Source organism: Undibacterium sp. JH2W (assembly GCF_049340425.1).
Lineage (GTDB): Bacteria > Pseudomonadota > Gammaproteobacteria > Burkholderiales > Burkholderiaceae_D > Undibacterium.
In genome coordinates this window covers 122,830-135,998 of record NZ_JBMPOT010000008.1, presented here as the reverse complement: position 1 = coordinate 135,998, position 13,169 = coordinate 122,830, and the positions used below count along the sequence as shown (strand labels likewise).

Annotated in this window: 13 protein-coding genes; 9 read left to right on the top strand and 4 right to left on the bottom strand. The window is 51.6% G+C overall.

Going from position 1 to position 13,169, the window contains the following annotated elements; genetic code table 11:
• Positions 1-60 precede the first annotated feature (60 nt).
• A complete protein-coding gene (locus tag ACO0LC_RS13575; protein WP_423003874.1) occupies positions 61-237 on the top strand; it encodes a hypothetical protein in 177 nt (58 codons plus the stop codon).
• A 239-nt stretch (positions 238-476) separates the two neighbouring features.
• Here the strand turns inward: ACO0LC_RS13575 and ACO0LC_RS13570 are convergent, their stop codons facing one another.
• Genes ACO0LC_RS13570 through ACO0LC_RS13555 form a run of 4 tightly spaced genes read right to left on the bottom strand, consistent with a single transcriptional unit; the run spans position 477 to position 3,850 of the window.
• On the bottom strand, positions 477-1,187 hold the full coding sequence (locus tag ACO0LC_RS13570) for an ABC transporter ATP-binding protein (RefSeq protein ID WP_423003872.1): 711 nt from the start codon (positions 1,185-1,187) through the stop codon (positions 477-479).
• Positions 1,184-1,951 (bottom strand): ABC transporter ATP-binding protein, encoded by a 768-nt coding sequence (locus ACO0LC_RS13565; protein ID WP_423003870.1) that lies wholly within the window; start codon positions 1,949-1,951, stop codon positions 1,184-1,186. The genes ACO0LC_RS13570 and ACO0LC_RS13565 overlap by 4 nt, the downstream gene beginning before the upstream one ends.
• The gene (locus ACO0LC_RS13560; protein ID WP_423003868.1) at positions 1,948-2,919 is read right to left on the bottom strand and encodes a branched-chain amino acid ABC transporter permease; all 972 of its coding nucleotides are present in this window, start codon (positions 2,917-2,919) and stop codon (positions 1,948-1,950) included. Before ACO0LC_RS13560 ends, ACO0LC_RS13565 begins: the two co-directional genes overlap by 4 nt.
• Before the next feature lie 10 nt (positions 2,920-2,929).
• Positions 2,930-3,850 (bottom strand): branched-chain amino acid ABC transporter permease, encoded by a 921-nt coding sequence (locus tag ACO0LC_RS13555; protein ID WP_423003866.1) that lies wholly within the window; start codon positions 3,848-3,850, stop codon positions 2,930-2,932.
• A 210-nt stretch (positions 3,851-4,060) separates the two neighbouring features.
• On the opposite strand from ACO0LC_RS13555, the gene ACO0LC_RS13550 reads away from it, so the two are divergent.
• From ACO0LC_RS13550 to ACO0LC_RS13515, 8 genes are read left to right on the top strand one after another with little or no spacing between them, the layout of a single operon-like run.
• Positions 4,061-5,695, top strand: coding sequence for an AMP-binding protein (locus ACO0LC_RS13550; protein WP_423003864.1), 1,635 nt, complete (start codon positions 4,061-4,063; stop codon positions 5,693-5,695).
• Between the two features lie 5 nt (positions 5,696-5,700).
• Positions 5,701-6,903, top strand: coding sequence for an ABC transporter substrate-binding protein (locus ACO0LC_RS13545; protein WP_423003862.1), 1,203 nt, complete (start codon positions 5,701-5,703; stop codon positions 6,901-6,903).
• Between the two features lie 53 nt (positions 6,904-6,956).
• On the top strand, positions 6,957-9,350 hold the full coding sequence (locus ACO0LC_RS13540) for a bifunctional salicylyl-CoA 5-hydroxylase/oxidoreductase (protein ID WP_423003860.1): 2,394 nt from the start codon (positions 6,957-6,959) through the stop codon (positions 9,348-9,350).
• A gap of 2 nt (positions 9,351-9,352) precedes the next feature.
• Positions 9,353-10,135, top strand: a complete 783-nt coding sequence (locus tag ACO0LC_RS13535; protein ID WP_423003858.1) for an SDR family NAD(P)-dependent oxidoreductase — start codon at positions 9,353-9,355, stop codon at positions 10,133-10,135.
• 29 nt (positions 10,136-10,164) lie between these two features.
• The gene (locus ACO0LC_RS13530; protein ID WP_423003856.1) at positions 10,165-10,698 is read left to right on the top strand and encodes a MarR family winged helix-turn-helix transcriptional regulator; all 534 of its coding nucleotides are present in this window, start codon (positions 10,165-10,167) and stop codon (positions 10,696-10,698) included.
• A gap of 5 nt (positions 10,699-10,703) precedes the next feature.
• Positions 10,704-11,558: an enoyl-CoA hydratase family protein gene (locus ACO0LC_RS13525; protein WP_423003854.1), complete on the top strand. Its 855-nt coding sequence runs from the start codon at positions 10,704-10,706 to the stop codon at positions 11,556-11,558.
• 14 nt (positions 11,559-11,572) lie between these two features.
• Positions 11,573-12,754: an acyl-CoA dehydrogenase family protein gene (locus ACO0LC_RS13520; RefSeq protein WP_423004222.1), complete on the top strand. Its 1,182-nt coding sequence runs from the start codon at positions 11,573-11,575 to the stop codon at positions 12,752-12,754.
• Positions 12,751-13,164 carry an acyl-CoA thioesterase gene (locus tag ACO0LC_RS13515; protein WP_423003852.1) on the top strand — a complete coding sequence of 138 codons (414 nt, stop codon included), beginning with the start codon at positions 12,751-12,753 and terminating at the stop codon, positions 13,162-13,164. Before ACO0LC_RS13520 ends, ACO0LC_RS13515 begins: the two co-directional genes overlap by 4 nt.
• Positions 13,165-13,169: the final 5 nt, after the last annotated feature.

Below are 13,169 nucleotides of genomic sequence, written 5' to 3'. Positions count from 1 at the left end.
AAGTAGCGTATTTCCAGTGTTAAAATCCATAGTCTTTTGCATTTGCACTTTGTAATAAAATTGCCTAGAAAAAATTCGCCAGAGCTGCAGCAAAGCCTGAGTTCTGCCGTCGTGCAATATGACAGTAAAGGCTATTTGAATTATCAGCCTTTGCTGCAAGGCGTCGACCGTCAACGGACTCGCCCGGTCTCCGTGCCACAAACACATACAGCACGCCTCGCTTACCAAAACCAGTAATGGGAATTTGCCGCGCAAGTCCGGCATTTTTACGGTGTCAATCTGCCGGTGTTGAGTGTCGCCAATCATTCTGCCTATGGTCGCTTTGGTGCCAGCTTTGATACGCGTTATAAGTCAGTTGGCATAGGCTGGAGCAATCAGTTTGTGGGTGTGTATATGCGACAGATAATCTGAACTTGAGTAACGCCAAGGTATTGGGGCTGGCAGTGCAGGTACGCTGTCTGTTCTAAATAACAATTTTAAACCCCCACATATTTCTGCCAGGTCTCAGGTGACTGCGTCAGACTCTCGCTATTGCCATGCCAGACTATCTTGCCCCGTTCCATGATGCTGTGCTGATCGGCCAGGGGGATGAGTTTTTCTACATATTTATCGATAACCAACGTGGTTTGCCCCTGGTCACGCAGCTTTCTGAGACAAGCCCAGATTTCTTCGCGCACCAGCGGCGACAAGCCTTCCGTTGCTTCATCCAGTATTAGTAGATGCGGGTTGGTCATCAAGGCGCGTGAGATGGCCAGCATCTGCTGTTCACCACCAGACAATTGATTGCCCATATTGCCGGCGCGTTCTTCCAGACGCGGGAATAGCTGGTAAATTTCTTTCAGGTTCCATGGCGTTTTGCTTTGATTGCGATTGGCGGCAAAGGCGACCAGGTTTTCCTTAACGGTCAGGTTGGGGAAAATCTGCCTGCCTTCCGGCACCAGGGCTATGCCCATCCTGGCAATTTTATCCGTCGTCATTTTTTCTATGCACTGGCCCATGAAGCTGATATGGCCTTTATGTGCTGGTGTCAGCCCCAGTATTGAACGCAAGGTCGTTGTTTTGCCAGCGCCATTACGCCCCAGCAGGCTGGCGACTTCACCCTGACGTATTTGCAGGTCTATGCCAAACAAGACCTGGCTGTGGCCATAGGCGGTAGCGATATGTTCGACTTCCAGTATGGTCTTCATGCGACTTCCTTGAGTGCCATGTCCGCTTCATCACCTAGATAGGCTTTCTTGACTTCCGGGTTCTGGCGTATCTGTTCTGCCGTACCAGTGGCGATGATGGACCCTGCCACCAAAACAGAAATGCGGTCAGCCAGTTTGAAGACGGCATCCATATCATGTTCTATCAAGATCACGGCAGCCTTGCCGCGCAGGGCTGCGATCAGTTCCAGCATCTTGCCTGATTCTTCATGCCCAGTGCCTGCCATAGGTTCATCCAGCAAGAGCAGTTTAGGTTGTGTCGCCAGTGTTAATCCCAGTTCCAGTTGACGTTGTTCGCCATGCGCGAGTTCACAGGCTTTGCTATTGCAGTGTTCAGCCAGACCTATGTCGCTGGCGAGTTGCCTTGCTTGCTCAAAAAGTGCCTGCTCATCTATGGCCTTGCGCCAGAAACGCATGCTGCTGCCAGAGCGCGTTTGTATCGCCAGGCTCAGATTATCGATGACGGTATATGACTGGAAGATATTTGTGATCTGGTAAGAACGTGCCAATCCAAGCTTGACACGTTCATGCATGCTGAGGGCCGTGACATCGACGTCATTGAAAATGATCTGCCCCTGGTTTGGCGCAATAGCACCAGATATCTGATGTATCAGCGTAGTCTTGCCCGCACCATTCGGGCCTATGATGGCGTGGATTTCGCCAGGCAATACATCCAGGCTCAGATTGTTGGTTGCGAGCAGGCCACCATAGCGTTTGACCAGGCCTTTTAGCTGCAACACGCTCATGTCTGATCCCCTTGAGGTTTTTTGATGGGCATGAACTTTTCCGGCAAGCTGGCCAGGCCATTTGGCAAGAGCATGACGACCAGCAGCAGGATAATGCCCAGATATAACTGCCAGTGTATGGTGTAGCCAGACAGGATTTCTTCCAGCATCAGCATGACTACTGCACCCAGAATGCCGCCTGACAGATAACCCACGCCACCGAGTATCACCATCACCATGAGGCTGCCGGATTGTGTCCAGTGCAAAAGATTGGGGCTAACCAGCATGTTCTGGTTTGCCAGCAAGGCACCTGCCAGGCTGGCGACACTGCCTGCAATCGCAAAGCACAGCAGCTTATAGCGAAACACCGGGTAACCTATGGCTTCCATACGGGTTTCATTTTCCTTGATGGCTTGTATCACACGCCCAAAACGGGAATTGATGAGCCGGTACAGAACGAAGAGAAATATGGCACAAATGACCAGCACCAAATAATAAAAATTGCTGTCATTGCTCATGTCCAGCCCTGTTACCGAACGTTGCACCAGGCTCAGGCCATCGTCACCACCATAATTTTTTAATGACACAAACAGGAAATACAACATCTGTGCGAATGCCAGCGTGATCATGATGAAGTATACGCCGCGGGTCCTGAGTGAGACACTGCCTATTGCCAGTGCCAGCACAAAACCAGTCAGCATGGCCACTGGCCAGCTGATCCAGGCAGATGTGACGCCATGTTGCATCAATATGCCCACCACATAAGCGCCACTACCAAAGAAAGCAGCGTGCCCCAGGCTGATCATGCCGCCAAAACCGAGTATCAGGTTCAGGCTGCTGGCTACCAGTGCGAAAATCATCAGGCGGCTTAACAGACCTATATAAAATTCCTGAGCGAAATAAGTTGCAAGCAGGGGGAAGGCAATCAGCAGGCACAGGATGCCTGTGCTGGAATTGCGCGATATGCTGTGATGTAGGCTGCTCTGCATAATTACTCCCTTAGCCTCGCGCAGGGAACAGGCCCTGGGGTTTGTAAAACAGCACGGCTGCCATCAATACGTAAATTAGTATCGATGCCAGGGCAGGGCCAAGATTGGCTGCCATTTCCAGCGGCATCAACAGCTTCAGCGCACCGGGCAGCAAGGTTTTGCTCAGGGTATCAACCAGCCCCACCAGCAATGCGCCTACCAATGCCCCGCGTATCGAGCCTATGCCACCTATGACAATGACCACAAACGCCAGTATCAGTATGCTTTCACCCATACCCACCTGTACTGCGAGTATGGAACCGAGTAGAGCTCCTGCGATGGCGCACAGGGCTGCACCAAAGGCAAACAGCAAGGTGAACACCAGCTTGATATTGATACCCATGGTGATGGCCATTTCACGGTTAGATGCTCCGGCCCGCACCAGCATGCCTATGCGGGTTTTGGTGACGACAAAATACAGCAGGCCAGCGACAACCAGCCCGGTGGCGATGATGAACAGGCGGAAAGATGAGTAAAAAAAGTCAGGCAGCAATTCCACTGGTTGTGATAGCTGTGGTGGAATATTCAGCATCAGCGGCTGCGCACCCCAGATCATGCGCGCACCTTCGTTGAATATCAGTATCAATGCAAAAGTCGCCAGCACATGGGATAAATGATCGCGCTGGTATAAATGTCTGAAGACCACTACTTCCAGTATCACACCCAGCAGCGCTGTTGCTATCACCGCTGCCAGCAAGCCGAGCCAGAAAGAACCTGTCATGCTGGTAAAGCTGGCGGCGAAATAAGCACCGGCCATATAGAGGGAGCCATGGGCTAGATTGATGAAATCCATGATGCCAAAGATCAGCGTCAGGCCTGCTGCCAGCAGAAAAAGCATGAGACCAAATTGCAAGCCGTTTAAACCGTGCTCCAACAAAAGCGTGATGTTCATTCTGATATCCCTGATGGTGCTGCTAAGGTATTCAATGAAATTACTTTAGACCTAAAATATACTATAAGCGACTCAATTGAAAATATTTTCTTTGAGAAAAACTTGGTTTTGATGCTAAAAAACACTTTACCTAAAAATAGTTTAGGTTTAAAGTAGTTTGGTGTTTTCGGGGTTGCTGTATCAATATCGTGTACCAAAGCCGGAGAAGAAATGAATTCAACTGTGCTACCAGGGTCTGCCCATCTGGATACCTTTGCTTTTGATCACTTGCCACCACGCGAGCAATGGCCCGAACTGGTTTTTTCTTTGCCTGAGTTGCAATACCCTGAACGCCTGAATTGTGTTGCCGACTTGCTCGACAAGATGTGTGCAACTGGCCATGCAGACAGCATTGCCATCCGCAGCCAGACCGAAAGCTGGACTTATTCCCATCTGCTGGCTACCGTCAGTCGTATATCCCACGTCTTGCTGGAAGATATGCATTTACAGCCCGGGAACAGGGTACTGTTGCGTGGAGCCAATAATCCCATGATGGCTGCCAGTGTTTTGGCTGTCATCAAAGCGGGTTGCATAGCTGTGCCCACCATGCCCCTGTTGCGCGCCAAGGAATTGGGCGTGATCGCCAACAAGGCTGAGATTGCCGCTGCACTCTGCTCAGAAAATCTGCGTGAAGAGATGGAGCTGGCGCTACAAGCCAATCCCATATTGAAGCAGGTGATGTACTTCAATCATCAGGGTGATGATGGCCTGGAAGCGCTCATGGCTGGCAAATCAGCTGAATTTACCGCTGTAGATACCTTGGCCGAAGATGTCTGCCTCATCAGCTTTACTTCTGGTACGACCGGAATGCCCAAGGGCACCATGCACTTCCACAGGGATGTGCTGGCGATTTGCGATTGCTTTCCACGTTCTACCTTGCAGTCTGCACAAAGCGATATTTTTATAGGCACGCCACCACTGGCGTTTACTTTTGGCCTTGGTGGCTTGCTGCTGTTTCCTTTGCGCGTAGGTGCGACAGCGGTATTGCTGGAAAAACTGACGCCAGAATCCCTGCTGAAAGCCATAGACGAATTCAAGGCCACGGTATGTTTTACTGCACCTACCTTTTATCGCCAGATGGCCACGCTGGCAAAGAATTTTGATTTGTCCAGTCTCAAGAAAACCGTTTCTGCCGGTGAAGCATTGCCTGCCGCAACCCGTGAAGCCTGGCGTCAGGCGACTGGCCTGGTCATGATAGATGGCATAGGTGCGACCGAGATGCTGCATATCTTTATTTCTGCCGCAGGCGATGAGACGCGGGCAGGGGCAACCGGTAAGCCCATACCCGGTTACCAGGCTTGTATATTTGATGAGCATGGCGACGTGGCTGGCCCTGGCGTGGTTGGTCGCCTGGCAGTCAAGGGGCCAACTGGTTGCCGTTACCTGGCAGATGACAGGCAAAAAAATTATGTGCACCAGGGCTGGAACCTGACAGGTGATGCCTATGAGATGGATGCAGACGGCTATTTCTGGTACCGCGCCCGCACTGACGACATGATTATTTCTGCGGGCTATAACATCGCCGGACCAGAGGTTGAAGAAGCTTTGCTGAAGCACCCGGCAGTGTCTGAGTGCGCAGTCATAGGCCTGGCGGATGAAGAGCGCGGTCAGATCGTCAAGGCTTTTGTGGTGTTGAAAGTCGGTGCGCAGGCATCAGTAGAACTGAGCAAGGAAATCCAGGATTTCGTCAAGAATAGTATTGCCCCTTACAAGTATCCGCGTGCCATAGAATTCATGACGAGTTTGCCGAGAACTGAAACCGGTAAGCTGCAGCGCTATAAATTGCGCACACCTGTCACAAGCTAATACCAATGCCTACTAACCCGAAGGAGACGTTCGTGAAAAAGACCTTGCTGTGTTTATTGCTGTCCAGTATTGCTGCGACCAACGCGAACTATGCTTTTGCCGCAGACAAAGTCAAAGTAGGCATGGTCACCACCTTGTCTGGTGCGGGTGCAGGCCTGGGTGTGGATATACGCGATGGCTTTTCTCTGGCGATGAAACATCTGGACAATAAATTCGGTAATTTGCCAGTTGAGGTCATCACGGGTGATGACCAGCAAAATCCTGACGCGACCAAGCAACTGGTGGACAAGCTCATCAAGAAGGACAAGGTCGATTTGATGACCGGCATCGTGTTTTCCAATCTGATGCTGGCAGTGGGGCCAACGATTTTTGCTGCCAAGGTGCATTACATCAGCGCCAATGCTGGCCCGTCTCAGTATGCGGGTGAGCAATGTAATCCTTACTTTTTTAATGTGGCCTGGCAGAACGACAGCCTGCATGAGGCAGTCGGCAAGCAGGTCAATGACAAGGGTTTTAAGAATGTCGCTCTGGTGGCACCTAATTATCCGGCAGGCAAAGACGCACTGACTGGCTTCAAGCGCTATTATAAGGGCAAGGTTGCCGAAGAAATCTTTACCAAACTGGGGCAGCTTGATTATGCGACAGAACTTGCACAGATACGTAACCTGAAACCCGATGCCGTGTATATCTTCCTGCCAGGTGGTATGGGTATCAATTTCATCAAGCAGTTTGTGGATGCCGGTTTGTCCAAGAATACTCAACTCTTTGGCCCGGGCTTTTCTGCTGATGAAGACATTATCAAGGCAGTAGGCGCACCCATGCTGGGTATGTTCAATGCATCGCAGTGGGGACATGATATGGATAATCCCCAAAACAAACGTTTCGTTGCTGACTTCCAGAAAGAATATGGCCGCCTGCCATCACTGTATGCATCGCAAGGCTATGACGCTGCCATGTTGATGGATAGTGCAGTGCGCGGTGTCAAGGGTAAGATAGAAGACAAGGATGCCCTGGGTAAAGCCATCAAGGCAGCCAACTTCAAATCTGTGCGCGGTGACTTCAAGTTCAACAGTAATCACTATCCTGTGCAAAATTACTATGCGCGCATCATCAGCAAAGATGGGCAGGGCAGGGTGACCAATAAAACTCTGAGTGCTGTATTTACCAATCATCCAGACGCTTATGTCGCCTCTTGCAAAATGCAATAAGGCAGTGGTGCAGTATTGGGTCAAAGTAATAAATTAATCTTCAAGGTATCTTAATGAATATCCTATGCATAGGCGGTGGTCCGGCTGGCCTGTATTTCAGCCTGCTGATGAAAAAGCAAAACCCGGCGCACCAGATCACCATCGTTGAACGCAATCGTGCTTACGATACTTTTGGCTGGGGCGTGGTGTTTTCTGACCAGACCCTGGGTAACCTGGTGAATGCCGATGAACATACCGCCCGTTCCATCTTGCAGTCTTTCAATCACTGGGATGATATCGACACCCATTTCAAGGGCCAGGTTGTTACCTCTGGTGGCCACGGTTTTTGTGGTATAGGTCGCAAGCGTTTGCTGAATATTCTGCAAGAGCGTTGCGAAGAGCTGGATGTCAAGCTGGTATTCGAAACAGATGTGGCAGACGACCAGGCACTGGCGCTGGAATATGATGCTGACCTCGTCATTGCCTGCGATGGCTTGAACAGTCGCGTTCGTACCCGCTATGAGCAAAGCTATCAACCCGATATCGATACGCGTAAATGCCGTTTTGTCTGGTTGGGCACTAAAAAACTGTTCTCGGCTTTTACCTTTGCCTTTGAAGAAACCGAGCATGGCTGGTTCCAGGCGCATGCCTATCAATATGACGGCGATACTGCGACCTTTATAGTCGAGACACCGGAAGAAACCTGGCTCAAGGCTGGCATAGATAAAATGAGCCAGGAGGAAGCCGTCGCTTTTTGTGAAAACCTGTTCGCCAAATACCTCGATGGCAATGCACTGATGTCAAACGCCACGCACTTGCGTGGCTCAGCCAACTGGATCAAGTTCCCGCGCATTATCTGCAAGAACTGGGTGCACTGGAACCCGCTAAATAATAAGCGTGTACCTGTGGTTTTGATGGGGGACGCTGCCCATACCGCACACTTTTCCATAGGCTCAGGCACCAAGCTGGCATTGGAAGATGCCATAGAACTGGCACGCAGTTTTGAGAAACATGGCGAGCAAGGCATGGATACCGTCCTGGAAGCCTATCAGGATTTGCGTTCCATAGAAGTCTTGAAGATACAGAGCGCAGCCCGCAATTCCATGGAATGGTTTGAAAACGTGCTGCGCTATACCGCCATGGAAGCACCGCAGTTTGCCTATTCCATGCTGACACGCAGCCAGCGTCTGTCGCATGAAAATCTGAGGGTAAGGGATGCTGGCTATGTGCGCAGTTTTGAACACTGGATAGCAGAGCAGGCGTATGCCAAAGCTGGCTTGCCTGTGCCTAAAACAAAAACAGCGATCCCACCCATGCTGACGCCCTACAAGCTAAGCGAAGTGGTATTGAAAAACCGCATCGTCGTCTCACCGATGGCGCAATACTCAGCGGTCGATGGCGTGGCTGGCGATTATCATCTCGTGCATCTGGGTAGCCGCGCCATGGGCGGTGCTGGCCTGGTATTTGCCGAGATGACTTGCATCTCTGCCGATGCGCGTATCACGCCAGCTTGCCCCGGCCTGTATGCACCTGAGCATACGCAAGCCTGGAAGCGTATCGTCGATTTTGTTCATGCCAATACTGATGCAAAGATTGCCGTACAGCTCGGTCATGCCGGAGCAAAAGGTTCAACCTGCGTAGCTTGGGAGGGTACTGATCAACCATTGAAAGAAGGCAACTGGTCATTGGTGTCAGCGTCAGATCAGCAATACTTGCCTGGCATTTCGCAAGTTGCGCGTGCTGCCACAGCAGCAGACATGCAGCGGATAAAAGATGATTTTGTCCAGGCGACCAGGGCAGCGGCAGAAGCAGGTTTTGACTGGATGGAACTGCATTGCGCTCACGGCTATTTGCTATCAAGCTTCATTTCGCCACTGACCAATCAGCGTGAAGATGAATACGGTGGTTCACTGGAAAAACGTTGTCGTTATCCGCTGGAAGTGTTTGCCGCCATGCGTGCGGTCTGGCCTGCAGATAAACCGATTTCCGTGCGCATCTCTGCGCATGACTGGGTAGAGGGTGGCATTACGCCAGATGGTGCAGTTGCCATTGCTCGCCTGTTCAAGGCAGCAGGTGCCGACATGATAGATTGCTCTTCTGGTCAGGTCAGCAAGCAGGAGAAACCTGTCTATGGCCGCATGTTCCAGACACCGTTTGCTGATCGTATACGCAATGAGGTACAGATACCTACTATCGCAGTTGGTGCCATTTTTGAGGCGGATCATGCAAACAGCATCATCGCCGCTGGTCGTGCTGATTTGTGCGCCATCGCCAGGCCACATTTGGCTGACCCTGCCTGGACCTTGCATGAAGCAGCCAAACTGGGCTTCAATGATATGCCCTGGCCCAAGCAATATGTCGCCGGAAAAATGCAGCTGGAACGCAATCTCGAACGTGAGAGACAGGTCGCCGCAGCCAGCACTGGTCTGACGCCGCAGCAAGTTGCCGCCAAGTTGCTGGAAGGATGAGGATGGTTGCGTATCAGGAAAAATTACAAGGCAAACATGCGTTGGTTACTGGTGGTGGCAAGGGTATAGGCTTGGCGATAGCGCAAGCCTTGCTCATTGAAGGGGCGACAGTGACATTGGCAGGGCGTAGCGAAGCGACTTTGCAACGCGCTGTGGCTTCCCTGTCTAATGCCAAAGTGCAGTATGTAGTCATGGATGTCAGCGATGCGGAGTCGGTACAAGCGGCTTTTGAATTATCGCAGGGCAGGGATGGTCGCATCGACATCCTCATCAATAATGCAGGGCAAGCCAGTTCGGCCTCTTTCCTGAAAACCGATGCCAAACTGTGGCAAGACATGCTGGACGTGAACCTGAACGGCAGCTTCATTTGCATGCAGCAGGCCTTGCCTGCGATGCTGGAAGCTGGCTGGGGGCGTATCGTCAATGTGGTCAGTACGGCAGGCTTGAAGGGTTATGCCTATGTCTCTGCCTATTGTGCTGCCAAGCATGGTGTCATAGGCCTGACGCGCGCAGTGGCGCTGGAAGTCGCGGCAAAAGGCGTGACGGTGAATGCGGTTTGCCCTGGTTATACCGAAACCGATATCGTTAAAGAAGCCGTTGCCAATATCGTTGCCAAAACCGGCCGGACAGAAGAACAGGCGAAAGCTGAACTGGCTGCGGGTAATCCGCAAAAACGCCTTGTACAGCCGCAAGAAGTCGCAGATGCGGTGTTGTGGCTATGCATGGACGGTGCGTCGGCGATGAATGGACAGTCAATAGCAGTAGCCGGTGGCGAAGTCATGTGATGAAATCTGAAGAACAAACAAGATCAAGTATGAAAGAAGAAAGCTCGCCAGTGTTCGACATGGAAACTCGCCTGACGCAAGATGACCATCAATCTTTGCGCCTGTGGTTACGCATGCTGTCTTGCACTGTCATGATAGAAGGTGAAATCCGCAGTCGCCTGCGTAGCGAATTTGGTATCACCTTGCCGCGCTTTGATCTGATGGCACAGCTGGAAAGGCATCCAGAAGGCTTGCGTATGGGAGAGTTATCCAAACGTATGATGGTCACTGGCGGCAATATCACCGGCATTACCGATCAGCTGGAGCAGGAAAAACTGGTGACTCGCGTCGCCGACCTTAAAGACAGACGTGCTTACAGCGTCAAGCTGACACCTGCTGGCCGTCGTGCTTTCAAACGTATGGCAGCGGTGCATGAAGCATGGATAGCCGATATGTTTTCTGGCTTGCAGGCTGAGCAGAAAAGCAAATTATTTGAATTGTTGTCGCAAGTGAAAACTCATTTGCATGAGCCTGGTGTTGATAGCATTGCCGACAATAATACGGACAACCTCAAGCAGGAATAATAATCATGAAATACCTACCCGGACAAGCCCAGGATTTGCCTGGCAACCGTCAACAACTGGCGGGCTATGAAGCCAGCCAGTTCAAATACGCCGTGATTGCCGGTGTAGCGACGCTCAGCCTGAATCGGCCTGAGCGCAAAAACCCGCTGACCTTTGATTCTTATGCCGAGTTGCGCGACCTGTTTCGCGCGCTTGCGTATGCTGACGATGTCAAGGCCATCGTCATTACCGGAGCTGGCGAGAATTTTTGTTCTGGCGGCGATGTACATGAAATCATAGGTCCCTTGACCAAACTCGACATGCCAGGTCTGCTGAGTTTTACCCGCATGACGGGCGATCTCGTCAAAGCCATGCGTGCCTGCCCACAGCCGATTATCGCGGCAATTGATGGCGTCTGCGCTGGCGCTGGCGCGATTTTGGCACTGGCGTCTGATATACGCCTGGGTACAGCGCGTAGCAAGACAGCCTTCCTGTTCACCCGGGTTGGTCTGGCAGGTTGTGATATGGGAGCCTGTTCCATTTTGCCGCGTATCATAGGGCAGGGGCGGGCTTCTGACCTTTTATATACGGGGCGTTCCATGTCGGGCGAAGAGGCAGAACGTTGGGGTTTCTTCAATCGTCTGGTAGAGCCTGAGCAAGTTTGGGAAGAGGCGCAGGCTTATGCGCGCAATCTGGCCGACGGTCCTACCTTCGCTCACGGCATGACCAAGAAAATGCTGCATCAGGAATGGAATATGGGCGTCGATGAGGCCATAGAAGCAGAAGCCCAGGCACAGGCCATCTGCATGATGACCAATGACTTTCATCGCGCCTACCATGCCTTCGTTGCCAAGCAAAAACCTGTCTTTGAAGGGGATTGAACATGACGCATAAGATGTCTGACACCAGTTACCTGGACTGGCCTTTCTTTGAAGACAAGCACCGCGAATTACAAAGCAAGTTGGATGCCTGGTCTGCAGAAAACCTGCCTGATCATCATGCAACAGATATCGATCAGGCTTGCCGCGATCTCGTCAAACAATTGGGCGCGGCTGGCTGGCTCAGGAATGCCATAGGCGGTAGTGCCTATGGCGGCAATGCTGACGTCATCGACACCCGTGCCATTTGTCTGATGCGCGAAACCCTAGCCCGTCATTCTGGCCTGGCAGATTTTGCTTTTGCCATGCAGGGTCTGGGTTCTGGTGCCATCAGCTTGCATGGTACTGAAGTGCAAAAACAAAATTATCTGAGTAAGGTCGCCAAAGGTGAGGCGATTGCTGCTTTTGCCTTGTCCGAACCTGAAGCTGGTTCGGATGTAGCAGCCATGCAATGTGCGGCAGAATTTGTCGCTGATGCAGATGGCGGTCACTATGTCCTGAACGGCGAGAAAACCTGGATTTCCAATGGTGGCATTGCCGACTTCTATGTATTGTTTGCCCGCACTGGCGAAGCACCAGGTGCACGTGGCATCACGGCCTTTATCGTTGATGCCGGTCTGCCCGGCTTTGAAATCGCCGAACGTATCGATGTGATAGCCCCGCATCCGCTGGCACGTCTGAAGTTTACTGATTGCCGCATCCCGGCCACGCAGCGCCTGGGTGAGGCAGGGCAGGGCTTCAAGGTGGCGATGGCAACGCTGGATATCTTCCGTACCTCCGTGGCTGGCGCTGCCCTTGGCTTTGCCCGTCGCGCCATGGACGAAGCCATGCATAGAGTAACGACACGCAAGATGTTTGGCCAGACCCTGGCTGATTTTCAACTGACCCAGACCAAGCTGGCGCAGATGGCTACAACCATAGATAGTTCAGCCCTGTTGATTTACCGTGCCGCCTGGCAAAGAGACCAGAGCAGGAAAGTCACTAAAGAAGCTGCCATGGCAAAACTGACTGCGACTGAAGGTGCGCAGCAAGTAATAGATGCAGCGGTGCAGATGTTTGGTGGCCTGGGTGTCGTCAGCGAAATGCCGGTAGAGCGTCTGTACCGTGAAATCCGTTCCCTTCGTATTTATGAAGGGGCGACGGAAGTGCAGCAACTGATCATAGGCCGTGAATTGCTGAAAGAGTTTGCCTCAGCATGATTTTTAAGGCTGAATTACCGATACGCTTTGCCCATTGCGACCCTGCAGGTATTGTGTTTTATCCGCGCTATTTTGAAATGATGAATGGCGTGGTCGAAGACTGGTGCGCGCAGGGTCTGGCTTGCAGTTTTCATGAAATGCATATTGCACGTGGCATGGGGCTGCCCACCGTGCACCTGGAAACGGATTTCATCAAACCGACAGAGCTGGGTGAAAGTTTGCTGGCAGAATTGATAGTGACGAAACTGGGTAAGACTTCGGTTGAGTTGCAAATTTGCTTTAGCGGACCGCAACAGGATATGCGTCTGAAAGCGAAGTTGGTACTGGTCATGATGGATTTGAAATTACGCGAGTCTATAGCCATACACGATGAACTGCGTACTGCCATGCTGAACTACTGCAATTTGTGAGATAA